The organism is Neolewinella lacunae (genome assembly GCF_014349155.1).
In the GTDB taxonomy this organism is placed as follows: domain Bacteria; phylum Bacteroidota; class Bacteroidia; order Chitinophagales; family Saprospiraceae; genus Neolewinella; species Neolewinella lacunae.
This window is the reverse complement of sequence record NZ_JACSIT010000153.1, coordinates 13,317-36,073: the sequence shown is the minus strand read 5'-3', so window position 1 is coordinate 36,073 and position 22,757 is coordinate 13,317. Positions and strand designations below refer to the sequence as shown.

Below are 22,757 nucleotides of genomic sequence, written 5' to 3'. Positions count from 1 at the left end.
TGGGGTATCCAACGTAGTTACCCGATGATTTTCAGATGCGCAGACCACAATAGTTCTGTACTACAAAACTACAGAACTACAGAACTACAATACCTTACGTTATACTAGGGAAGGTTATTTCACCTGGGGAAGATCCGGCATTTTGCAGTCTTCGTCGGGGGATTTTCCGCAGACCTCACAGCTGCCCACTTTGTTCTTAAGCATGGGGTTATTGCTGGCGCAGGTGCCCCGGAATTCGTTGCCCGTAACTACGTGGCGTAGGTTGAGCAGCACAAAGCTGACGGCAAAGACGGCGAAAATAACGAGGAAGAGATAGAGGAATTGGCTCATGGGGCTTGCGGGATTGGGGGTGCAAAGGTAACAACTCTAAAGCGGTGAGGGTTGGCTTTCGGGGACTTCTGACCTGGTGTTGGCCTTCCCCGGCTCCTCCCCTGGGGAGCTTTGCCCAGCACCTGCGACCGCGCCCTGCGTGGGGTGTGGCCCGGTACTACTACCTTTGCTGGTCATGGATTTATCCGTCGTCATCGTCAGCTACAACGTCCGCTACTTTCTGGAGCAAGCCCTGCTGAGCGTGGAGCGTGCCGTGCGGGGCCTGGAGGTCGAGGTCTGGGTCGTTGATAACCACTCCGCCGACGGCTCGGTGGAGCTCGTGCGCGAGCGTTTTCCCTGGGTAAGGCTGATTGCCAACCACCACAATCCCGGCTTCTCGGTGGCCAACAATCAGGCCATCCGCCAAAGCAGCGGCCGTTACGTGCTGCTGCTCAACCCTGATACGGTAGTGGAAGAAGACACCTTTCGCCGGTGTTTTGACTTCATGGAAGCCCACCCCGCAGCGGGTGGACTGGGGGTGCGAATGATCGACGGAACCGGCCGGTTTTTGCCCGAAAGCAAGCGCGGACTGCCCACGCCCTGGGTGGCTTTCACCAAGGCTTTTGGTCTGGCGCGGCTTTTCCCCCGCTCCCGTCGCTTCAACCACTACCACCTGGGCTACTTGCCGCAAAATGAGACCCACGCCGTGGAAGTCCTCTCCGGTGCCTACATGTGGATGCGCCGCAAAACCCTGGACGAAGTGGGCTTGCTGGACGAAGCATTTTTCATGTACGGCGAGGACATCGACCTCTCCTACCGCATCCTCCTGGGCGGCTACCAGAACTACTACCTGCCCACCACCACCATCATCCATTACAAGGGAGAAAGCACCCGGCGCGGGAGCCTGAACTACGTCCGCGTTTTCTACCAGGCCATGATCATCTTCGCCCGCAAGCACTACGCGGGTTCCCAGGCCCGGGCGCTGGTGTGGCTCATGCAGGCCGCCATTTACGTCCGTGCCGCCCTCACCCTCCTGGCCAACGCCTGGAAGCACCTGCGTTACCCCGTGCTTGATGCCACGGGCATTTACCTGGGCCTGCGCGTACTGAAATCGGTCTGGGCCAACTACCACTTTGGCAACCCCAACTACTTTGCGGAGCACCTCAACTACCTCCACCTGCCGGCCTATACCCTGCTGTGGGTAGGCTGTATTTTCCTGGGCGGGGGCTACGATCGTCCGGCGGAAGGCGGCCGCCTGCTGCGGAGCATGGGCGTGGGCACCTTGCTCCTCTTTGCCGTCTACGGCCTCCTGCCCGAAGCCCTGCGCCCCAGCCGGGCCTTGTTGCTGCTGGGCGCGGCCTGGGCGGGGGCCTGGACGCTTTCCCTGCGCAGCCTGCTCCACCTGTTCCGCTTCGGCAACCTTCGTTGGGGCGTCCCCTCCGATCAACGGCTGCTGGTGGTGGGCAGCAACGCCGAGGCTGAGCGATCCCTGCAACTCCTGCAACGGGCCGGTGCCCGCCGCAATTACCTGGGCCGCATCGTTCCGCCCGGCGACGACGCCGGGGAGCAGAGCATCGGGCGGGCCGAACAACTCCATAAGCTGGTACACCTCTACCGGGCCGAGGAAATCATCTTTTGTTCGGCCAACCTCAGCAACGAGGCCATCCAGCGCTGGATGAGCAGCATTGGCCCCGAACTACAGTACCGCATCTTGCCCGAAGCGAGCGCCAGCATCATCGGCAGCCAGCGCTCCGACCAGCGGGGGACCCTGTACACCATCGACGTGAAATACCGCATTGACGACCCCGCCAATCGTCGGGCCAAATGGTTGCTCGATAAAGGCCTGGCCCTGCTCCTGTTGCTCCTCTCCCCCTTCCTGTCCTGGTTTTTGCCCAGTGCCGGAAGACGGGCAACTGCGGCACTGCGCGTATTGGCGGGCCACCAACACTGGGTAGGGTACGCTGCGGCAGACCCCCAGCCCAGCGTCTTGCCCCGCCTGAAAACCGGCGTATTTCACCCCGGCAGCGGTACGTCCGTCAGTGACGCCGAAACCCTCCAACACCTCGATTTTCTCTACGCCCGCGATTACCGCCTGGCCGATGATTGGCGCATTTTCTGGCGCGGGCTGTGGGAGAAAGAAAGTAGCAAGGCTTAACCTACCACTTCCGCCGTTCCAGACTGATCACCGTCAGCAGCAGGAAGAAGGCCGTTACGCTCAGGAAATAGACCACATCCCGACTGTCAATCAGACCCCGGCCCAGGCTGCGGAAATGGTCCTGCATTCCCAACGACGCTATAAAAGACTCGCCATTGAGGTAGAAGACCGGCAGGCTGGCCAGCAGATCGAAGCCAAAATAGCACCAAAAGGTCAGGGCCAGCGCCAGCAGAAAACTGACGATTTGGTTACTCGTCAAAGAACTAGCAAACAGCCCGATGGACACAAACGCCATGGCCAAAAACAGCAGGCCGAGGTAGCTGCCAATGGTTCCCCCGGCATCGATGTTCCCCACCGGAGCCCCCAATTGGTAGATGGTGTAATAGTAGAGGGCCGTTGGAAGCAGTGCAATGACCACTAAGGTGAGGCAGGCCAGGAATTTCCCTAAGACGATGTCAACGTCGCGCAGCGGGCGCGTGACGAGCAGTTCGATGGCCCCCGTTTGCCGTTCCTCCGCAAAGGCCCGCATACAGATGGCCGGGATGATGAAGGTAAGCACGTTCGGAGCGAGGGTGAAAAAGGGCCCCAGGCTGGCGTAGCCGAAGTCCAGCAGGCTGGTTTCGGGGAAGACGAAAAGAAAAAGGCCCATCACCAGCAGAAAGACGGCAATGACGAGGTAACCGATGAGGCTACTGAAAAAGGCGTTGATCTCCTTGCGGAAAATAGCTATCATGGATATTGTTTCGGCGCGGTGCCGCCCGTCCTACGGGCGAATCGGCAAATATACGGGGTGGCGGTCGTCATACAAACGCAGCGCCCGCAGCAGCAGGTCTTGCTGACCGTCGGAAAGCTTACCGAGGGCTTCGGCCAGCTCGCGGTCATCCGCGCAGAGCCGCAGCAGGTTTTGCCGCGTGAAGGGAAGGAGGGCGCCGGAGCGCAGGTGCAGTATTTTGTTGACCGGCAAGGTTTTGTCCCGCTCTACCCAGGCCTCCCGAAAAGGTTGGCCATTGACCGGGTTATAGGCTTTCATGAGCTGCCGGGTGTGGACCGTCGTATCGTAGCGGAGGGTGGAGAGGGTGCCCATAATGCGCAGGCCGGCGAACTCGTAATAGTCGCGGCGCTCATTTTTACGGACGAACAGGTAGGGCATGCCGTCCAGGCTGATGGCGTAAGGCAGGATATTTTGGTCAATTCGCACGTCCTTGTAGCCGTAGTTGGCAATTTGTACGCGGTAATCCTCGGGCAACTGCACCATCTCCCCGTCGATGAACTCCCAGCCCAGGTCGGGTTGGTTGGCCAGCAGGGCCGCGTGGCTGAGGTACACTCCGTCGGGGAAACGGTAATCGGCATTGAAAGGCAGCGAATCTGCCTGCCCCCAACAAGGGCTCGCCAGCAGGAAAAAGAGTAAAAAGCGGAGCATCGGGCAAGATTTAGGCGGCGGAGGATTTCGTGAGGGCCCGGAAGACGTCTTCCACGCTCAAGTCTTCCCGTTGCATGCCCAACAAGACCAGTTGCTGGGCGACGGCAAAGCGGAAAACCTCCTCCCGGGGGTCAGCACCTGGCTTGAGGTAAAGACGGTACCCCGTGCCGTTGGGGTTGGCTTCCACCCGCGCCACGCCAGAGATTTTGGCCAGCAGGTGTTCCTCCGGCCGTTTGTTAAAGGTCACCAGCAAGGAACTGCTGCCCGCCATCCGTTGGCGCAGCCGGTCGATGGGGTCGTCCGCCACCAGCTTTCCGCGATCGATGATGATCACCCGGTCGCACATCACCTGTACTTCCTGCATAATGTGGGTGCTCAAAATCACCGTCTTTTCTTTACCCAGGCGGATGATCAGGTCACGGATTTCCGCCAGCTGGTTGGGGTCGAGTCCGCTGGTGGGCTCATCGAGAATGAGCACCTTCGGATCGTGGAGCATCGCCTGGGCCAGCCCCACCCGCTGCCGGTATCCTTTCGAAAGGGCACCGATGAGCTTGTGGCTTTCGCGGCCCAAGCCCGTCATCTCGATCATTTCTTCAATGCGGGACCCCGGTTTGGATACCCCGTTGGCCCTTGCAGCAAAACCCAGGTACTCCCGCACGTACATGTCCTTGTACAATGGATTGTGCTCCGGCAGGTAGCCGACTTCCCGCCGGACGGCCAGGCTATCCTTCTCTACGTCATGACCGCACACCGTGGCCGTTCCACTGCTCTGGCTCAGGTAACAGGTGAGGATTTTCATCGTCGTGGTCTTGCCAGCGCCGTTGGGCCCGAGGAAGCCGAGAATACTGCCCGGTTCGGCGGAAAAGGAGATGGCATCGAGCGCACGCTGCTCGCCGTAGATTTTGCTGAGGTTGTTGACGGTAACGGACAAAGGCAGGAGATTGAAGGAGGGCTGCGGAGAAGTTGCGGAGGGTAAACGTGCCGCCAGCCCCGTTTTTGCTCCCGCAAAAGTAAAAAAATCGGAAGGAGTAGAGAGGGGCCCCGCCGAGGACCCCTTGCACCACAAAAAAAATGGCGCTTCCCCGGGGGAGGGAAGCGCCGTGTCGACGAAGGAAGCGGGAGGTTCCTGCCTCTTCGAAGTTTACTTAGACTTGGGCATAATGACCGTGTCAATGGCGTGGATTACTCCGTTGCTGGCGTTGACGTCGGTCGTAACTACCGTAGAACGGTTGCCGTTGCCGTCGATGATCTGTACCTTGCCATCTTTGATCGTCGCAACGATGCTCTGGCCACCGAGGGTCTGCATCACGTAGTAGTTTTTGTTGGCTTTGATGGCGGCGGTCAGTTGGCCTGCCGTGAGACGGGCGGGAACTACGTGGTAGGCCAGGATGCCCTTAAGGGTTTCCTTATCATTGGTTACCAGGTTGTTCACCGTTCCTTCGGGCAGCGCATCGAATGCCTTGTTGGTGGGGGCAAATACGGTGTACTCACCAGCGCCTTCGAAGGTCTCCACCAGGCCAGCCGCACCGATGGCGGTCGTCAGGGTAGAGAAATCGTTGTTTGACTTGGCAGCGGCAACGATCGTAGGACCGTCATTGGAGGTCATCATCTTGGATTGGCCAGACTTAGCCTCCATCCTGGTGGTCATCATTTTGCCTTCTTCCATTTTTTGGTCATCCATCGTGCCCATTTTGTCTTCCATCGCACCCATCTTCTTTTTCAGGAGCGCGGCGGGGTCCACGTCGGCGGGGATGAGCACTTTGTCGATCACGTGAATGACACCATTGCTGGCCATGATGTCAGTAGTCACAACCGTTGCTACACTGCCTTTCCCGTCTTTGATTTTCACGGCGTTCATGTCTTGCATGACGGAGAAGCCTCCGCCGGATACGGTGGTGGCGCTCAGGGTGCCACCGTTGCTTTTAATGCCCGCAACTACGTCGGTAGCGGGAAGTTTACCAGCCACTACGTGGTAGGTGAGGATTTTCTGGAGCGTGGCTTTGTTTTCGGGCTTTACCAGGGCTTCGACGAGTCCTGCGGGCAGGGCGTCAAAGGCGGCGTTCGTCGGTGCAAAGACGGTGAAGGGGCCTTCGCCCATGAGGGTTTCTGCCAGGCCAGCAGCCTTAACAGCGGTAACGAGGGTGGAGAAATCGTCGTTTCCGGCGGCGATTTCAACGATGTTTTTGTCGCTCATGTCTTGTGCTGCGATAGTGGCAGGCACAAAGAAGGACAGGCTCACGAGGGTGAGCAAGGATAAAAAGATACGTTTCATTTTGAGTTGGTTTGGTTTACTAATTGCGGTGGGTGATTCCGGCAATCTGCCCTGGATCCCACGCCCTCTCCAACGGAACAAGAAAAGGAAGGTTCATAATTTTCGGCATTAAAAGCGGCGGTGCGGTCGCCTTGGTCTTATTTTCGCCCCCGCTGACTGGCCTTCAAGTCCCCAAAAGAATCCGTATGCTGCCTTCCATCGACCCCACCTACACCCTCGCCTGGAAAGAACTTGAAATGCTGGCCCACGAAATGGAGGGGCGGCATTTGAAGGATCTTTTCGCGCAAGACCCCGACCGGTTTGCCCATTTCAGCCAGACTTTCGAAGACATTCTGGTGGACTACTCCAAGAATCTCCTCACGCCGGATGTTCTGGACGTGCTTTACCGCCTGGCGGAGGAGTGTGGCCTGCGGGAAGCCACCGAAGCCATGTTCACCGGTAAGGTCATCAATGGCACCGAGGGCCGCTCCGTACTCCACGTTGCCCTGCGCAACCGGGGCGATGCGGCCATTAAGGTAGCTGGCGAAGACGTGATGCCAGCCGTGCGCGGCGTCCTGGACCAGATGGAAAAGTTCTGCCAGAAAATTCACAGCGGGCAGCACCTCGGCTATACCGGTAAGCCCCTCACCCAGGTGGTCAACATCGGCATCGGGGGCTCCGACCTGGGGCCCGTGATGGTCACCGAAGCATTGAAGCCTTACTGGATTGCTGGCCGGGAAGTATACTTCGTCAGCAACATCGACGGCAGCCACCTGGCCGAAGTCCTCAGGAAGGTGGACCCCGAAACCACCCTGTTCCTCATCGCCTCGAAGACCTTCACCACCCAGGAAACCATGACCAACGCGCGCAGCGCCCGGCAGTGGTTTTATGACAATGGCGGATCGGCGGCGGACGTCGCCAAGCACTTCGTGGCCCTGAGCACCAACGCGGAGGCCGTCACGGAATTCGGCATCGACGAAGCCAATATGTTTGGTTTCTGGGATTGGGTCGGCGGACGCTACTCCCTCTCCAGCGCCATTGGCCTCAGCATTGCCCTGACGGTAGGCTACGAACACTTCGCTGGCTTGCTCGAGGGGATGTACAGCATGGACCAGCACTTCCGCACCGCGCCTTTCTCCGAAAACCTCCCCGTAAAACTCGCCCTCATCGGCATCTGGTACACCAATTTCTTCGGGGCTGAGACGGAGGCGATCTTGCCCTACGATCAGTACCTGCATCGCTTCCCGGCCTACTTCCAGCAAGGCAACATGGAAAGCAACGGCAAGAGCGTGGACCGGGCGGGCAACCCCGTCGATTACGCCACGGGACCCATCATCTGGGGCGAGCCCGGCACTAATGGCCAACATGCCTTCTACCAGCTCATTCACCAGGGCACGCGCCTCATCCCCTGCGATTTTATCGCCCCTGCCATCTCTCACAACCCCATCGGCGAGCACCACGCCATCCTCCTCAGCAACTTCTTCGCCCAAACCGAAGCCCTGATGAACGGCAAGACGGCCGCCCAGGTGACCAAAGAACTGAAAAAGGAGGGCAAAAGCGAGCAGGAGATCCGCAAACTGATGCCTTTCAAGGTCTTCGATGGCAACCGACCAACCAATTCTATCCTCGCAAAGAAAATTTCTCCCTACGTCCTGGGCCAGCTGATCGCCCTCTACGAACACAAAATCTTCACCCAAGGCATCATCTGGAACATCTACAGTTTCGACCAGTGGGGGGTAGAATTGGGTAAACAGCTGGCTAAGGCTATTCTGCCGGAATTAGGTGACGAAACGCCGGTTTCCAGCCACGACAGCAGTACCAACGGATTAATCAATGCCTTCAAAAACTGGCGCTAAACAACCGCGCATCAGGCTGAAGTGCTGCTGGGACTGGTTCCTGCCCCTCAGAAACCATCCAACTTTGGACCGTAAAAAAGTGGATTTAGAAGCCAAAAAATCCATTGCCCTGCTAAAAAACACTTGCAACCTTCTGACATTTGTTTAACTTTACAGCGGTTTTAAGCGGATACGTCAAACATGAAAAATAAAGACCTGTAGAGGAGCGTCGCCTCCTGCGCAGGACAGCAAGTAAGTACTCATTCTAAGGTCTCTGCCTTTCGCTGAAATGCCTTGCTCCCTGTAAGAGCTTTACAACAACGTGTAGGTCATCCCGTACCAACGCCCCCCCGGGCGGTAGAACCATTTGTTCATTTACCACACGTCTTTCTTGAAAAGCAATACACCCACAGCTTCTGCCGGCCTTACCGGTATTTTGGTCTGCTCTGGCAGGGGTAGGGGAGCGTTATGGTCCGTTTTGGCGGGCCTGTCAGACTCTTGGTACGGTGTCACCCTGGCAAATCCCTCCGGCCTCGTGGCTGGTGCTCAAGGACCCAGACTTTCTTCTTCCGGAAAGTCGTCCCTTTTCTATCCTTCCTGTTTTTTCCCATGCTCTCTATTCCAATTCGCGGGGTAGGCGCTACGCGGCCTTGCTTTTTGCGACTGGAGTTTTCGGATTGAATTTCATTTTTTCGTCTCTCATACACATATCAGCGGCAATCCTGGTCAACTTTTTGGTCGGGATTGCTGCTTTCTGGGCACCTCGTTTGCTTATTCTTGTCCAGAAATGGGCCTGGTGCGCCTGGAATGGCTCTTGGGCTCCTTCCCTTGCTTCCTAAGGCCTAACTTTGCACCTGCGGCCGCGCCCCGCCTCCTAACAAGCCCCCCGGGTGGGTACGGCCCGCGTCAGGCAACCCCGGCCCTTGCCATTGCGTTTCCCCCAAAAGACTTTTAAACGATTACGCTACATGATGATTTTTTCCGAAGGCCGCTACCAGATTGGCGGCGTGGATGCCCTCCAACTGGTAGAGCAATTTCAAGCCCCTTTGTACGTGTACGACTCTGCCACGATGCTGCGGCAGTACCAGCGGATTACCAAGGCCTTCGACAGCGTTAAACGTCTGCGCATCAACTACGCGTGCAAGGCACTGACCAACGTCAACGTCCTCCGCCTTTTCCAACGCTGGGGCTGCGGCCTCGATACGGTGTCCGTCCAGGAAGTGGAAACGGGCCTGCTGGCCGGGTTTGCGCCCCACGACATCATCTACACCCCCAACTGCGTGGGCCTGGATGAGGTGCTGGAAGCCACCGCGCTGGGCGTGCGCATCAACATTGACAACATCTCCATCCTCGAACAATTCGGGGCCATTCACCCCGAAATCCCGATCTGCATCCGCATCAACCCCCACATCATGGCGGGCGGCAACAGCAAGATCAGCGTCGGGCACATCGATTCCAAGTTCGGCATCAGCATCCACCAGGTTCCCCACGTGCTGAAGGTCGTCAGCGCCCTCGGCCTCAAAATTGAAGGCCTGCACATGCACACCGGGTCCGACATTTACGACGCCCAGGTATTCCTCCAGGCCGTCGAAATTCTGCTCCGCGCCGCTGCGGATTTCCCCGATCTGGATTACCTCGACTTCGGCTCCGGCTTCAAGGTGCCCTACCAGGAAGGCGGCATTGCGACCGACATTGAGGAGTTGGGCGAACGCCTCGGTGCCCGCTTCAACGCCTTTTGCGAGAGTTACGGACGGGATCTGGAACTGATGTTCGAGCCAGGGAAATTCCTGGTAAGCGAGGCGGGACACTTTCTGGTGCGGACCAACGTCGTAAAAACCACCACTGCCTCCGTATTTGCCGGCGTGGATAGCGGCCTCAACCACCTCATCCGCCCCATGTTTTACGATGCTTACCACCACATCACCAATATTTCCAATCCCGAGGGCAAGCTCCGGATTTACAACGTCGTGGGCTACATCTGCGAAACCGACACCTTCGGCATCAACCGGCAACTGAGCGAGGTGCGCGAGGGCGACATTCTGGCTCTGGCCAACGCCGGTGCCTACTGCTTTATGATGGCCAGCAACTACAACAGCCGCTACCGCCCGGCCGAAGTGCTCGTTCACGAAGGGCAGGCCCACCTCATTCGCCGGCGGGAAACGATGCGCGACATCCTGGGCACGCAGGTAGAACTGGATGTGCTTAAATCGGCTTCCACCCCCGTCTGACATGCAGATCCACAGCCTCTACCGTTACCCCGTCAAGAGCCTGGAAGGGCAATCCTTACCCTCCCTGGAGCCCGCCGTGCGCGGCTTTCAGGATGATCGCCGCTGGATGTTTGTCTTGCCCAATGGCAAGTTCATTTCCCGCCGCTCCGCTCCTTCCCTGGCCCGTTTCGCCGCCGAGGTGCACGGAGATGACTTGCATTTCGTGCGCGCCTCCGATGGGGAAACCGTGGGCGCGGTCGCAGGTGCCCGGAACGGGACAAAGAGCATTGCCGTGACGGTTTGGGACGACCAATTCCGGGCGACGCTGATTGATTTTCCCGGGCTGGAGCAACTCACCGCTACCCTCGGCATTCCTGGTGCCCGCCTGGTGTACATGGGCCCGGCCGATATTCGGCCCGTTGACGTCCGCTACGCCGCTCCGGGCGACGAAGTTTCCTTCGCCGACGGCTTTCCCTACCACCTCATTACCACCGCCAGCCTCCGGGTCCTGGCCGAACGCCTGGGCACGCCCGACTTATCCATTCTCCGCTTCCGGCCCAACATCGTGGTGGATACCGACGAAGCGTTCAGCGAAGACCACTGGCGGGCGCTGCACATTGGCGAACACCACTTCCGGGTTCCGAAGCCCTGCGCCCGTTGCAGCATGGTTTCCCAACGGCCCGGATCGGGAGAAAGCGACCTGAAGGTGCTGGCCGAGCTGGCCAAATTCCGGAAGTTCGGCAACAAAGTCCTTTTTGGGATGGACGCCTGCTGGGAAGGCGGAACGGGGCCAGTTGTGGTAGGTGATCTGGTACGGGAGGCCTAAACTAACGGGAGGTTGAGCCCTGGCAATAATCAAAAGCAATTGGTATTCAATTGCCTGTTGTTGGCAGCGCTGTAGTTCTGTATTATTGTAGTTCTGTAGTTCGGTAGTGGACAATACTCCACCACCGAACTATAAAACTACCGAACTAAAAAGCGATTGCGATCTAAGCACTTGAAAATCAGCGAATAGCTACGTTGCCTACCCCCAACCTGACGTTGCTTTATAGCTTGTAATGGAACGTTGCCAGGAAGTAGCGCCCCAAGCCATCGGCGGTGGTTTCCGTCGTTACGAAGGGGTTGACCGAGCGGTTGACGATGGTATTCTGGTTGAACAAATCGGAGGCGGAGATGCGCAGGAAGTGCCCTTTTTTGCGGAAGGGGCGCAGTTCCAGGCTCAGGCGCAGGTCGGGAATGTTCTGCTGGGCGGCAAACTGGCTGGCGGCGAAGATGCTGTACATGAAGCGGCTTTCGAAGCGCCACTTGGGGCTTACCTCCAGTTCGAACTGACCCAGCAGATTGTGGGTCAACTGGGTCGTGGTAGGCGATTCATCCCCCTGGAAGCTGTTGCTGAAGCGGTTGAAGCTGTAGCCCACTTTGATGAAGCTGTCTTCGTTTAATTCCGTGGTCACGTTGGCCCCGGCGTTGCTGCTGACGGTTGTATTGACCCGGCTGACGCCGTCTACGAAGCCTTCACCGCGGCTGCCGTTGAGCCCACCGTCAATGCGGAGTTCCCCGTTGATGAAGTTCATGCCAATGGTGGTACCCAGGTAGATGTTGCCCGACCAGGCGTGTCCCACGTTGATGGTCTGGTAAATCTGCTGCCCGTCGGTGAAGGTCACTGCATTGCCGAAGGCATTATCCGTATACGTTGCCGAAACGTTGGCGTTGGCGCTGATGGCGCGGAATTGGTCGTTGAACCAGATGAAGCTGTTGAAGCGCGTATTTACCGCAGGCGTCAGGTTGGGGTTGCCCACCGTGACGCGGCCGCTGGTGCCCGGCTGGGCGATGGTCTGGAGCTGGCTGATGGCCGGAGCCCGGGCGTCGGAGTTGATGTTGGCGCTGAAAAAGCCCTTCTTCATCCGCAGGCGCAGGCGGGTGTAGGGCAGCAGGAAGCCATAGTTGGTGCTTTGTACCTGGTCGCCCGCCAGGTCGAGGGTGGGGGCGGCGTAGTCGGCTCCGAAAGAAAGGTTTCCTCCCTTGCCGAATTCGTAAATCAGGCCGGTCCCTGCGGTGTAGACCGTCCAGGTACGGTCCAGCAGGTTGATCGTCGATTCTTCGCCGACGCGGAAGCGGTAGTCGCCCTCGTCTTTGTCGTAACTGGCCTCGCCCCGCGCCGAAATCCGCCACTTATCGGAAAGGGGATTGGTGAAGTTTACGCTCGCGCCCAGGTTGGTTGAGTTGGTCAGGCGGTTCTGGATCTGTTGGCCGTTGACGAGGGCTCCGGGGATTGCCAGGCCTTCATTGAGGCCGTCGGTGAGCACGTCGATGTCGTTCTGGTTCTTTTGGTAGCTGCCGTTGATGCCCGCCCGGAAGGTGCGCCCTTCGTCGCGGCCGATGCGGCGGTTGTAGTCCAAGGATAAGTTGCCGCGGGGTTGGTCCACTTCGCTGAAGTCCCGGACCGAATAATCGTCCACCAGCGTCTCGTCGTTGCGGATGATGGTATTGGCGGCCGAGAGGTTATCGCCACCCGACAGGTTGAGGGCACCTTCAACGCGGATGCGGGCGAAGGAGTCGAGTTTTTGCCGGAACTCAAAACCCAGGCGGTGGCTGTAGCTGTCGGCGCTGCTGCCTTCCATGGTTTCGGTAATGCGCCGGTCGTTGGCGCGGTTGAAGGCTTGCAGGCTGGTGCTTTGCTGGGCCTGGTTGCGATCAAAGAGGGCGTAGTCCATCGTAAGCTGTCCGTCTTTACCGATGGAGCGGCCGAAATTGACGCCGGCGGCAATGCTCCGGTTCTGGCCCGTGGCGTTGCCACTGTCGAAGGGCAGGCCTTCGGGGCCGTCGCCGCCGAAGCGGATCATCTGTCCCCGGCCGGAACTGCCGTTGAAGCCCGCAATTTCGTCGCCGGAAAATCCTACTTTATTGACGTTGTTCACCGTACCGAGTACCCCAATCTGGGTGGCGTCGCTGATGCGGAAGGTCTTGCCCCCAGCCTGGTAACGCTCCTCCGTACCGTAGCCGCCGTAAATTTCGCCGAAGACCTTGGCCTTGAAGTCCTCTTTCATGTCGAGGTTTACCGTCATATTTTCTGTACCGTCGTCGAGGCCACTGACTTCTTCGGCGTCGCTCTTCTGGTCGTAGACTTCTACGTTTTTGATGGCTTTGGCGTCCAGGTTTTGCGTGAGGAGGGTGGAGTTGCCCGCGAAGAAGGGCTTGCCATTGATCATGACCTCACTGATGGGTTTGCCCCGCCAGGTGATCTGCCCGCTGGCGTCCACGGCCATCCCGGGCAGGCGGCGCAGCAGGTCTTCCACCACGGCGTTTTCCCCGACGGCAAAGGCGTCGGCGTCGTACATCATCGTATCCCCTTTCATGCGGATGGGGATGCGGTCGGCAGTAACCTCAACGCCGTTCAGGAAAAAACCGGCGGGGTAGAGCTTGATGTCTCCGAGGCCAAAATACTGGTCGTCAGTCGTCACTTTTAACTGTTGGTCGGGCCGCTCGTAGCCCAGGAAGGTGACCCGCAGCAGGTAATCGCCCACCGGAACGTTCTCCATCCGGAAGACACCGTTGTTGTCCGTGGTGGCAAAAGCAGTCAGGAGGCTGTCGCTGGAGCGCAGCAAGACTGCATTGGCACCGGGCAGCGTGGTACCGGTGGTATCCATCACCGTACCATTGATTTCAGCTTGCGCAAGGATATAGCCCGAACAGGCGAGCAACAGGAGGGTAAAAATGTGTTTCATCTTGGGGGGGAGGTTACTGGGAGTGCGAGAACTTAGGCAACGGCTTGAACCTAGTCCCCATAAATAAAATGCGGTAAAACGTACAATTCAGTAAAGCAGATTCGTAGGTACATCGCTGGCGCGGAGTACCGGCTTGGGTGTCAGTGTAGGTCAGGCAGGGAAGCGGGCAGATCAGCCACGTTCCCAACCCCGGCGGCGGCGCTCCATCATTTCGGTGGCGCGCTTCATGTGCTTTTCAAATTCCTCGCGGGTGATGATTTCTTCGTCCGCTGGCTTGGTCATGTCCAGGTTCGGGGCATTGGGTTGCATCCCGATCATTTTGTATTCGGTGGAACGGCCGTCTTTTTGCACTTTCAGGTAGACGATGGCTCCGGGGAGGCCGCCGTAGCCGCGGGGCCCGATGCCGAGGGGAATACTTTCGGTAAAGTAGGCCGTCAGGGTATCGCCCTCGATGCTGATGGCGGTGGCGAGTTGGTTGGGCAGGGGAATTTCCTTCATGCCGATTTTGCGGGCGGCAATGTTCCATTTCGGTGCCACCCACTTGTCTTCCATGATGAAGGCACGGTCCAGCACCCGCCGCCGGTCAGTCACCATGGAGTCTTTGACGCTGGTGAAGAAGATGTCGGGGTTTTCCTGGTTGCGCATCCAGAAATTGCGTTCCTGCCCGGGTTTGGGCTCTTCCTGTAATTGAGAGTAGCTGAAGGCGTCGGTCGTAAATTGCAGGCGACCCTTGCGGTCAAAATCACCGTTGGCCATCCGGGCTTCCATCTCTTTCTTACGGTCGGCCGGCATCCAGTCGCCCAACTCGAAGAAGAAGCGTTCGTTGTAGTCAATCGTTCCACTCTTGATCTGGGCATCCAGTGGTACGGCGGCCAGCAGCAAGGAGAGGAAAAGGGCGTAGGGCAAAAGTCTGGTCATTATTCGTCAACTTTAAAACGGGGGCTGAAGCTTGTTTCAACTACAAGAATCGGGCTTCTACGACAATTGTTTTACGGCAATCGGCTTTTAACCCAGACTTATCGATGGATTGGCCTTTCTTATCGACTGAATGCCATCCGCTTTTCCGGGTTTCCGGCTGTGGAGGGGCCGCGCAACGCTCAGGAAACCATTAGTTGCTCCTGTCTACCCGCGTCACCTTGGGTTGGCGTTTTTCGCGTTCTTTCAGGAATTTATCGTAGCTGATGGGCTTGCCCTCCGTCGGTTTTTTGATCTCCAGCGGCTCGGGACTTACGCTGAGCGTGGTGGCGCGGTAGACCGTTTCCTGGCCGTTGCGGGGGATGCGCAGGGTGATGATGGCCCCCGGCAAACCGTAGTAGTTCAGGGGCCCCACCTGCACCGGCAGGCTCGGGGCGTAGCCCGCAATCAGGGTATCGCCCTCCGCACTGATGCCCGTGGCCACCAGGAGGTCGAGGCCGGCAGTCTGTTCGCTGGGGGCAATTTTCTCGCCAGTCAGTTTCCATTCCACCACCGGCTTTTTTCCGCTTACTAAAAAGGATTTGTCGAGGATGAAATCCTTGTTGGTCACCTCCCCCGTTTGGGTATTGGTATGGTAATGCGCCGGGTCCGAATCGCCGGTCATCATCACCACCACGCGGCCGCCGCTGAGTTCACTCTTGATTTCGGTGGGCTTTTTGTATTCTTCCTCACAGCTGAACTCGGTGGGCGAGAAATGGGCGTTGAAGGTTTTGTTGAAGGCCCCGGAAGCGCTCATCTGGGCCATCATTTCCTGCATTACTTTGTCGGCACCGGGGTCATCATTGTCCATAGTCAAAGACACTTCGGTAGTGCGCAGGTAGGTAATCGTTCCGTGCTGCACCTGGGCCAGTAAGTAGCCCGCCAGGCAGGAAAGGAGAAAAGTAAAGAGGTATTTCATTGGTGGTGGGTGAATTTGGTTGCCAAGATGATTTTGTAGCGCTTTTTGGTGTAGCGCGCCGCTGTTTTGTTAAAATGGGCGCGGCCGCAGGTGCTCCCCCCCGACCCCCCGAAGGGGGGAGTTGGTTGGCCCCCCGACCCCCAAAGGGGGAGAGCAAGGCCCGTCCGTTGAACCCGCAGCAAAAGTAATTGCCCAAACCTCCGTGGTGCCTTAACCCCGGCCAAACAAGGTTAATTAGCGTTAATTCGCTTGTTATCAGCGGCTTGGAGCCCGTACTTTGTCCGTATAATCCTTTGAAGCTGAGCCTGCAATTGCGCTGAACCATGAAAAGACTCATTTTTACTTTCGCTTTCATCCTCTGCCTGCTGGGCGGATTTCTGGCCATCTGGTGGGTACAGTCTTACAACAAAGACCTCGCCAGCCTGCGCGACCAGGTGGAAGGGGAGATCAACCGGATGGTGACGGAAGACTTCGTTTTCGGAACCCTCCAGGCCATTCTCGTGGAAGATGGGCTATGGAAGTACAAGGAAGTGCCGGGCAGTTCTTCTCATCGCTTCCCTTCGGCCAGCCGCCTCCGCGTTGAACGGATCGAAGCCAGCGGCGAAGGAGCTGCTGAGGCAGCGAGCGTTACCGTGAGGGTAGACGGCGGGGAAAGGGTCACTTCCCACTTCTTTTTTGAGGATCGAAAAATTACCGTGGAGGAGTTGCCAGCCACGGTGCGCGACAGCATCCAGCGCAAATTCGGCATCAACCTGCAGCAGGTATTTTTTCCGGCGGGAGACCAACCGGAAAGCCCGCTGCTGGTCACCATCGATCAGGTAAAGGGGGGCAGAACTTTCAGCGGCACAACCTTCATCATCACCCAGCACCTTCCCGGTCTTTTGCTGGGCTTGCTGCCGGAGTTTTTGTTTGGCCTGGTGCTGTTTGGGGCCACGGGCTTTGCCTTTTCCTCGGCCTACCGCAACCTCTACGAGCAAGACCAGCAGCTGCGGCAAAAAGATGCCCTGGTGGCCAACGTGGCCCACGAGTTGAAAACCCCGATTGCCACGGTGGGCGTCGCGCTCGAAGCCCTAAACGTCTTTGGCGCGGATGCCGACCCCGTGCGCCGCCAGGAATACCTCGCCATTGGCCAGGCCGAACTCAAGCGGCTCGACCACATGGCCGACCGGGCCATTGACTCCCTTCAGGACGGGGCCCTCAGCCAGCGCCTGCAGTGGCAGCACACCGACCTCGCCGCCGCCGTATCGGAAGCCTGGCGGGGCCTGGCCCTGCGCTACCAACTCGCCCCGGAAGCTTTGCAGCTGACGACCTACGGCGACACCCACACCTCCGCTGATCCGCACTACTGGTACCACCTGGTCTATAACCTCCTGGACAACGCCTGTAAGTACGGCGGTCGTCCCCTGCGCATTGAAGTCAACGTGGCGGGCCACGCCCACGAAACGGTACTGACGGTGGCGGACAACGGCTGCGGCATCCCCACCGAAGAGCGGGAGAACATCTTCGAACGGTTCTACCGCATTTACCGTCCGGGCGAAGGCCACACGGTAAAGGGGCATGGCCTGGGGCTCAGTTTTGTCCGGCAGGTCGTCCTGGCCCACGGCGGTACGGTAGAGGTGGACAACGGCCGCGACGGCGGAGCCCGCTTTACCGTCAAGATCCCCGCCCGGACGAGCCTGGCCTGAGGGCTCCCCAAGCGCTACCTTTGCAACACCGAAAATCAAACGGCATGCCCGACCTGAAAGTCCTGTACCTGGAAGACGAGAACCTGCTGGGGCGCATCGTTAAGGAGAGCCTGGAAAGCCGGGGTTGCAGCATCGATTGGTACACCGATGCACGGCAGGCGGCGGCGGCCCTGGCCAATCCGGCGGAGTACGACATTGCGGTGCTGGATGTTCAACTTCCCGGCGAGGATGGCTTCAGCATCGGGCAGAAGCTGCGCCGCCACTGCCCCAACCTGCCCATCCTCTACCTCACCGCGCGGGTGCAGGCAAAGGACGTACTGACGGGCTTTGAGGCGGGCGGCAACGACTACGTCCGCAAGCCCTTCAGCATGGAAGAACTGCTGGTGCGGATGCAGAACCTGGTGGCGATGCGATCGTCTGCCTCGCCTGGCCCTGCATCGCTCCTGGAAGGACCTTCCCCGGCACCTGCGTTCAGCGCCCAAAGCAGCAACGCCGGGGCCGAGATTTACCGCTTTGGCCACTTTGCCTTCGATTACGCCCAACTGCGGCTGCACCACCAGCCGCCGGGCGGCGCGGCTAATACCACCGCGCTGAGCCACCGCGAGGCCGAATTGCTGCGCCTTTTTGTGCGCAGCGAAGGGCAGGAAGTTATTGATCGGCGCAAAATTCTGCTGGAACTCTGGCACGACGACGGCTTTTTCAACAGCCGCAACCTCGACGTGTACGTGCGCAAACTCCGCACCCTGCTGGAGCCCGACCCCCGGGTCCGGATCCTGACCCTGCGCGGTGTCGGTTACCGTTTTGTGGTGGAGTAGGGGGGCGGAAAATGGGCGATACAACCCGATTCGTGCCGAAGGTGTTAGCTTTGCAGCATAAAACCATAAAATGACGCCGGACGAAAAAATTTCCCTGATTGCGCGCGTAGACAGCGCTTTGGACGACGTGCGCCCGCACCTGGCCGTCGACGGTGGCAACATCGAAGTGGTAGATGTTTCGGACGCCAACATCGTTGAAATCAAGTGGTTGGGTGCCTGCAATGGCTGCTCGATGACGGCCATGACGATGAAAGCCGGCGTGGAAGAAACCCTGCGGCGGCGGATGCCCGAAATTGCGGGCGTGGTGGCCGTGAACTAAAGTCCCGAGCCCGCCCGTGCAGCTTTTTTACGATCCAGAACTTAAGGCCGGTATCCACACTTTGCGCGATGAAGACGCGCGCCACGCCTTTCAGGTACTGCGCAAGCAAAAGGGCGATGCCATTGACCTGGTGGATGGCCGGGGCGGTTGGTACCGGGGTACGGTCGTTTCCCTCACCAAACGGGAAGGGCTGCTGGATGTAGCAGAAGTGCGTCGGGAAAGTTCCCGTACCAAACACCGTTTGACGCTGCTGGTGGCCCCCACCAAGAACATCGACCGTTTCGAGTGGATACTGGAAAAGGCCACCGAGATCGGCATCGACCGCATCCAGCCCATTCTGACGGAGCACTCGGAACGCAAGCAACTGCGGGCGGACCGCCTGGAGCGGATCCTGGAATCAGCCATGAAGCAGAGCCTGCGGGCCTGGCTGCCTCAACTGGAAGAAATGCTGCCCTTGGGGGAGGCCCTGGCCCAGCGCGAAGCGGAGGAGCAGGGCTGCTTTGCCTACCTCGGCGCAACGGCGGTGCCCCTGCTGAGGGATACCACGCAAGCGGGCAGAGACGTTAGGGTGGTGATTGGTCCGGAAGGCGGCTTTAGCCCCGCCGAAGCGGCCCTGGCCCGGGAGTTGGGTTACCAGTGGGTAAGCCTGGGCCCACAACGATTACGTACCGAAACTGCGGCCATTGCCGCCGTCCATACCATTGAACAGTTAAACTGGTAAGCCCTATGCTGCGAATTTTGTCCCTTGTCCTTTTAGTTTCCGCGTTCGCGGGCATGTCGCGCCCACCGGCTCCCCCGGCCGAGCTGCGGCTGGGCCTGCTGAAGTACAACGGGGGGGGAGACTGGTATTCCAACCCCACGGCCCTGCCCAACCTGGCGGCTTTTTGCAATGATCAGCTGGGTACGCGCTTTGCCCTGGACTACGGTACGGTGGAAGTAGGCAGTGCTGAACTGTACAACTACCCCTGGGTGCACATGACGGGCCACGGCAACGTGGTGTTCAGTTCATTGGAGGCCGAGAACCTGCGCAACTACCTCATCGGTGGCGGTTTTTTGCACATCGACGACAATTACGGCATGGACCCCTACGTGCGGTTGGCCTTGGAACAGGTATTTCCCGAGCTGAAGCTTGTTGAGGTGCCGTTTGATCACCCGGTGTACCACCAGACTTTCGAATTCAAGGGTGGCCTGCCGAAAATCCACGAACACGACGGGGAAGCACCGGTGGGATACGGGTTGTTCTACGAAAACCGCATGGTGGTCTTTTACAGTTTCCAGTGCGACCTGGGGGACGGCTGGGAAGACGAAGCCGTCCATAACGATCCGCCGGAAGTCCGTCAGGCTGCCCTGCGCATGGGGGCCAATCTGATTGAGTACGCCTTTGAACAGTAGAAAAGCGCGGATTGGCCAGGCGCAGGATTACTTTTCCAGCAGCCGCAGGGGGTCTTCGCTGGCCAGTACTTTGTGGAAGGCGTCGAGCCGCTTGAGCATCCGCTGCCGGTCGCGGTCTTCCAGGTCAGGCGAGCGGTTGATGAGTTCGGTGGCTAAAGGGCGCACGGCTTCGAAGTGGGCGATGGCGGGCAGCAGTTCTTCGTTGCTGATGTTTTTCCCCAGCCACTTGGGGTCGTAAATGGACCTTATGCCGAGGGATTCGCGGGGGACGGCGTAGCTGGTGCCTACGAAGCCGGCATAATCGAAATCGTACGGGATGGGAACCAGGTCGTTGGTGCCCCTGGGATTGATGACCTCGACATTATGGAGGTTGGAGATGTGCCAGTCGGTGTTCAGGATCAGGTAGTTGAACAAGCAGAGGTTGACGTAGCTGGGGCGGTGAATGCCCTGGGTGCTGACGCGTTGGGCGTTGAGAATATTGCTTTGGTAGCGGTGGGCCAGTTGCTCTTCGTCTTCGACCAGAAATGCTTCCAATACCTTGGTGGTGTCTGGCCCAAAAACCAGGGTAACGGGCACCGTGCGGTGGTGATAACTGCTGTAAAGGGCATGGAGCTCGTAGACGAAGCGCTCGCGGCGGAGGTAGCCCGCGCCGACTTTGTTGTCGCTGCACTGTAAGACGATCTTCCATTCGTTGAGGTCGCTGAAGCCAGCGGCCCGCAGTGCGGCTTTTTTGAACTTTACTTTGAGGGAAGGGTTGTCGCACACCTGCAGGCGTACGTTGCCGCGGGTGCGTACCTGCCCGGGCAGTTCCAGCTGGAGGGTGTTGCTGACCTGGAGTTGAAAGGTGCTGGGGAGGTAGGCTTTTTCGGCTTTACTGCGTCGCAACTCGCCCAGATCGGTACCCAGGGTCAGCCGGATGCCGCAGGCGGCGTTGGCGTGGAGGTGGTCAAACAAGGAGGGTTGGCCAAGGCAGCAGCCGGCAATCAACAGCCCGCAGAATAGGAACATGCTTCGCATAGGCAGCTAAGGTAAGCGCTTCACTTGGCAAGGGGCGCGGGCGCAGGTGCAGTGAAAAGACAAAAAGCGGGCGTAGCCCAAAACCCAGTGAGCCAATACCTGCGTAAGTTAATAGCAGCAGAAGCCTCTTTGCTATTCTCCGGAGGGACATCTGCTGCGGTCTTTCAAAAAAGTTGAATTTTTTTCTTTCCGTGGACGGAGCCTGCTGCCAAATCATTCCTCGAAAAGGGAGGCAGAACCGAATAAACCACGGACAATGAGTGCATTAGTCAGAAAAGCCCTCAACCTTAACACTTTGGTAAAGCAATCCTGATGTTACCAAATGAAGGGCCTTCCGTCAGAATTGGCGTGTTTCGGTTGCCAGGGTCACTGACCGTGGAGCATCGGAGCAAGACAAGAGACAGGTTTTTCATGATATGAATATGGGTTTTAGGTGTTTTTCTAGGAGGGTCCAGCCGTAGTGGCTGGACCCTCATTTTGTTTTGGACGGTTGGTGTGCGCTGGCTGTTACCTGGCGTTTACCGCAAACGGCGTACTTCTGCTGCCGGAGCGTTTTAAAAAAAGGCAGGGCGGTGGCGGGGCTGCACTTGCGGGATGCTGGGCCCATTGCCTACCTTCGCGGCATGCAACTCCTCAATCACGCCCAGATTGCCAGCAAGGTTACCCGCTTGGCCATGGAAATCCTCGAAAGAAACACCGAGGAGCACGAGCTGTACATCCTCGGCATCAACAACCGGGGCATGGAGCTCGCCCAGCGCCTGGTGGCGGGGCTGCGGACGATCTCTTCCGCTCCCTTTCACCTTTGGCACCTCCGCATCAACCCCGCCTCGCCGCTGGACCCGGGGCCAGTTTTGGAAGGGGACGCCCGGGAACTGGTGGGTAAGGCCGTATTGGTGGTGGACGACGTAGCCAATACGGGCCGCACCCTATTCTACGCCCTGCGCCCGCTCCAGGCCATTCTGCCCAAAAAAATTGAAGTGGCCGTGCTGGTAGACCGCCGGCACAAATCCTGGCCCGTTTACGTCACCTACCGGGGCATGGACCTTTCCACCACGCTGGGCGATAACGTCCTCGTGAGCTTCGACGGGCCGGAGGGAGATGCGGCGGTGCTGGAGTAGGTGAGGTGGAGACGTTTCACGTCGACCGCTTCGCGCTTTCTAGCCCATGGAGTTGCTTGGAGTTAGGCATGGAGTTGCATGGAGTTTGTGAGGTGGAGACGTTTCACGTGAGGTGGAGAAGTTTCACGTCGACCGCTTCGCGCTTTCTAGCCCATGGAGTTGCTTGGAGTTAGGCATGGAGTTGCATGGAGTTTGTGAGGTGGAGACGTTTCACGTGAGGTGGAGAAGTTTCACGTCGACCGCTTCGCGCTTTCTAGCCCATGGAGTTGCTTGGAGTTAGGCATGGAGTTGCATGGAGTTTGTGAGGTGGAGACGTTTCACGTGAGGTGGAGACGTTTCACGTCGACTGCCCACCTTGGTATGGATGCTTACCTCGAGTGAGGTGGAGACGTTTCACGTCGACTGTAAACCCTGTTGGAGGATGCTTCCCTGGGGTTTAACCCAGCTAACCCTTCGCCGTACAACGGCTCAACCATCACAGGCACTTAAAACGTCTTGACCTCGCGGAGATAGACGATACTTGATATTGGATATTTGATTGGGCTTGCGCGACCCCGGGGATTTTTCGCTACGGGGAAAGGGCATTCCTGCGACGTAAAACGTCTTGACCTCACCCTGCGACCTCCGCGAAAAACT

The 22,757-nt window shown here is 58.4% G+C and carries 19 protein-coding genes; 10 read left to right on the top strand and 9 right to left on the bottom strand.

Annotated elements, in window-relative coordinates; genetic code table 11:
- Nucleotides 1-114 precede the first annotated feature (114 nt).
- Complete coding sequence (locus H9S92_RS20170; RefSeq protein WP_187468510.1) at nt 115-330, bottom strand: hypothetical protein; 216 nt, start codon at nt 328-330, stop codon at nt 115-117.
- 175 nt (nt 331-505) lie between these two features.
- On the opposite strand from H9S92_RS20170, the gene H9S92_RS20165 reads away from it, so the two are divergent.
- Nucleotides 506-2,464: a glycosyltransferase family 2 protein gene (locus H9S92_RS20165; protein WP_187468509.1), complete on the top strand. Its 1,959-nt coding sequence runs from the start codon at nt 506-508 to the stop codon at nt 2,462-2,464.
- A gap of 1 nt (nt 2,465) precedes the next feature.
- On the opposite strand, the gene gldF is transcribed toward H9S92_RS20165, so the two are convergent.
- The 4 genes from gldF to H9S92_RS20145 all read right to left on the bottom strand — a co-directional run bounded on the left by gldF (nt 2,466) and on the right by H9S92_RS20145 (nt 6,156).
- A complete protein-coding gene (gldF, locus tag H9S92_RS20160) occupies nt 2,466-3,197 on the bottom strand; it encodes a gliding motility-associated ABC transporter permease subunit GldF (protein WP_187468508.1) in 732 nt (243 codons plus the stop codon).
- A 30-nt stretch (nt 3,198-3,227) separates the two neighbouring features.
- Nucleotides 3,228-3,884: a hypothetical protein gene (locus H9S92_RS20155; protein WP_187468507.1), complete on the bottom strand. Its 657-nt coding sequence runs from the start codon at nt 3,882-3,884 to the stop codon at nt 3,228-3,230.
- 10 nt (nt 3,885-3,894) lie between these two features.
- Complete coding sequence (gene gldA, locus H9S92_RS20150) at nt 3,895-4,815, bottom strand: gliding motility-associated ABC transporter ATP-binding subunit GldA (protein WP_187468506.1); 921 nt, start codon at nt 4,813-4,815, stop codon at nt 3,895-3,897.
- Nucleotides 4,816-5,025: 210 nt separating this feature from the next.
- Complete coding sequence (locus tag H9S92_RS20145) at nt 5,026-6,156, bottom strand: fasciclin domain-containing protein (protein WP_187468505.1); 1,131 nt, start codon at nt 6,154-6,156, stop codon at nt 5,026-5,028.
- A gap of 185 nt (nt 6,157-6,341) precedes the next feature.
- Here H9S92_RS20145 and pgi point away from each other — a divergent pair, with 185 nt between their 5' ends.
- The 3 genes from pgi to H9S92_RS20130 all read left to right on the top strand — a co-directional run bounded on the left by pgi (nt 6,342) and on the right by H9S92_RS20130 (nt 11,003).
- Entirely contained in the window at nt 6,342-7,991 is a 1,650-nt protein-coding gene (gene pgi, locus H9S92_RS20140; protein WP_187468504.1) for a glucose-6-phosphate isomerase, read from the top strand.
- A 950-nt stretch (nt 7,992-8,941) separates the two neighbouring features.
- Entirely contained in the window at nt 8,942-10,198 is a 1,257-nt protein-coding gene (gene lysA / locus H9S92_RS20135) for a diaminopimelate decarboxylase (RefSeq protein WP_187468680.1), read from the top strand.
- 1 nt (nt 10,199) lies between these two features.
- Nucleotides 10,200-11,003 carry an MOSC domain-containing protein gene (locus H9S92_RS20130; protein WP_187468503.1) on the top strand — a complete coding sequence of 268 codons (804 nt, stop codon included), beginning with the start codon at nt 10,200-10,202 and terminating at the stop codon, nt 11,001-11,003.
- 220 nt (nt 11,004-11,223) lie between these two features.
- Here the strand turns inward: H9S92_RS20130 and H9S92_RS20125 are convergent, their stop codons facing one another.
- From H9S92_RS20125 to H9S92_RS20115, 3 genes are all read right to left on the bottom strand, one after another.
- The gene (locus H9S92_RS20125) at nt 11,224-13,902 is read right to left on the bottom strand and encodes a TonB-dependent receptor (RefSeq protein ID WP_187468502.1); all 2,679 of its coding nucleotides are present in this window, start codon (nt 13,900-13,902) and stop codon (nt 11,224-11,226) included.
- Between the two features lie 171 nt (nt 13,903-14,073).
- Entirely contained in the window at nt 14,074-14,820 is a 747-nt protein-coding gene (locus H9S92_RS20120) for a GLPGLI family protein (protein ID WP_187468501.1), read from the bottom strand.
- A 190-nt stretch (nt 14,821-15,010) separates the two neighbouring features.
- The gene (locus H9S92_RS20115) at nt 15,011-15,775 is read right to left on the bottom strand and encodes a GLPGLI family protein (RefSeq protein ID WP_187468500.1); all 765 of its coding nucleotides are present in this window, start codon (nt 15,773-15,775) and stop codon (nt 15,011-15,013) included.
- 323 nt (nt 15,776-16,098) lie between these two features.
- On the opposite strand from H9S92_RS20115, the gene H9S92_RS20110 reads away from it, so the two are divergent.
- The 5 genes from H9S92_RS20110 (at nt 16,099) to H9S92_RS20090 (ending at nt 19,986) form a co-directional block, all read left to right on the top strand.
- Nucleotides 16,099-17,460, top strand: a complete 1,362-nt coding sequence (locus H9S92_RS20110; protein ID WP_187468499.1) for a sensor histidine kinase — start codon at nt 16,099-16,101, stop codon at nt 17,458-17,460.
- Nucleotides 17,461-17,504: 44 nt separating this feature from the next.
- Nucleotides 17,505-18,275 (top strand): response regulator transcription factor, encoded by a 771-nt coding sequence (locus H9S92_RS20105; RefSeq protein WP_187468498.1) that lies wholly within the window; start codon nt 17,505-17,507, stop codon nt 18,273-18,275.
- 70 nt (nt 18,276-18,345) lie between these two features.
- Nucleotides 18,346-18,594 carry a NifU family protein gene (locus H9S92_RS20100; RefSeq protein ID WP_187468497.1) on the top strand — a complete coding sequence of 83 codons (249 nt, stop codon included), beginning with the start codon at nt 18,346-18,348 and terminating at the stop codon, nt 18,592-18,594.
- Nucleotides 18,595-18,610: 16 nt separating this feature from the next.
- Nucleotides 18,611-19,315, top strand: coding sequence for an RsmE family RNA methyltransferase (locus H9S92_RS20095; RefSeq protein WP_187468496.1), 705 nt, complete (start codon nt 18,611-18,613; stop codon nt 19,313-19,315).
- A 53-nt stretch (nt 19,316-19,368) separates the two neighbouring features.
- Complete coding sequence (locus H9S92_RS20090; protein WP_246464013.1) at nt 19,369-19,986, top strand: DUF4159 domain-containing protein; 618 nt, start codon at nt 19,369-19,371, stop codon at nt 19,984-19,986.
- Nucleotides 19,987-20,013: 27 nt separating this feature from the next.
- On the opposite strand, the gene H9S92_RS20085 is transcribed toward H9S92_RS20090, so the two are convergent.
- On the bottom strand, nt 20,014-20,994 hold the full coding sequence (locus H9S92_RS20085) for a hypothetical protein (protein WP_187468494.1): 981 nt from the start codon (nt 20,992-20,994) through the stop codon (nt 20,014-20,016).
- A gap of 632 nt (nt 20,995-21,626) precedes the next feature.
- On the opposite strand from H9S92_RS20085, the gene H9S92_RS20080 reads away from it, so the two are divergent.
- Entirely contained in the window at nt 21,627-22,121 is a 495-nt protein-coding gene (locus tag H9S92_RS20080; protein ID WP_187468493.1) for a phosphoribosyltransferase family protein, read from the top strand.
- Nucleotides 22,122-22,757 lie beyond the last annotated feature (636 nt).

Bases quoted from the DNA above. Each gene is read 5' to 3' on its own strand.
- H9S92_RS20170 (WP_187468510.1), bottom strand. From the start codon at position 330: ATGAGCCAATTCCTCTATCTCTTCCTCGTTATTTTCGCCGTCTTTGCC.
- H9S92_RS20165 (WP_187468509.1), top strand. From the start codon at position 506: ATGGATTTATCCGTCGTCATCGTCAGCTACAACGTCCGCTACTTTCTG.
- gldF (WP_187468508.1), bottom strand. From the start codon at position 3,197: ATGATAGCTATTTTCCGCAAGGAGATCAACGCCTTTTTCAGTAGCCTC.
- H9S92_RS20155 (WP_187468507.1), bottom strand. From the start codon at position 3,884: ATGCTCCGCTTTTTACTCTTTTTCCTGCTGGCGAGCCCTTGTTGGGGG.
- H9S92_RS20145 (WP_187468505.1), bottom strand. From the start codon at position 6,156: ATGAAACGTATCTTTTTATCCTTGCTCACCCTCGTGAGCCTGTCCTTC.
- pgi (WP_187468504.1), top strand. From the start codon at position 6,342: ATGCTGCCTTCCATCGACCCCACCTACACCCTCGCCTGGAAAGAACTT.
- lysA (WP_187468680.1), top strand. From the start codon at position 8,942: ATGATTTTTTCCGAAGGCCGCTACCAGATTGGCGGCGTGGATGCCCTC.
- H9S92_RS20130 (WP_187468503.1), top strand. From the start codon at position 10,200: ATGCAGATCCACAGCCTCTACCGTTACCCCGTCAAGAGCCTGGAAGGG.
- H9S92_RS20125 (WP_187468502.1), bottom strand. From the start codon at position 13,902: ATGAAACACATTTTTACCCTCCTGTTGCTCGCCTGTTCGGGCTATATC.
- H9S92_RS20120 (WP_187468501.1), bottom strand. From the start codon at position 14,820: ATGACCAGACTTTTGCCCTACGCCCTTTTCCTCTCCTTGCTGCTGGCC.
- H9S92_RS20115 (WP_187468500.1), bottom strand. From the start codon at position 15,775: ATGAAATACCTCTTTACTTTTCTCCTTTCCTGCCTGGCGGGCTACTTA.
- H9S92_RS20110 (WP_187468499.1), top strand. From the start codon at position 16,099: ATGAAAAGACTCATTTTTACTTTCGCTTTCATCCTCTGCCTGCTGGGC.
- H9S92_RS20105 (WP_187468498.1), top strand. From the start codon at position 17,505: ATGCCCGACCTGAAAGTCCTGTACCTGGAAGACGAGAACCTGCTGGGG.
- H9S92_RS20100 (WP_187468497.1), top strand. From the start codon at position 18,346: ATGACGCCGGACGAAAAAATTTCCCTGATTGCGCGCGTAGACAGCGCT.
- H9S92_RS20090 (WP_246464013.1), top strand. From the start codon at position 19,369: ATGTCGCGCCCACCGGCTCCCCCGGCCGAGCTGCGGCTGGGCCTGCTG.
- H9S92_RS20085 (WP_187468494.1), bottom strand. From the start codon at position 20,994: ATGTTCCTATTCTGCGGGCTGTTGATTGCCGGCTGCTGCCTTGGCCAA.
- H9S92_RS20080 (WP_187468493.1), top strand. From the start codon at position 21,627: ATGCAACTCCTCAATCACGCCCAGATTGCCAGCAAGGTTACCCGCTTG.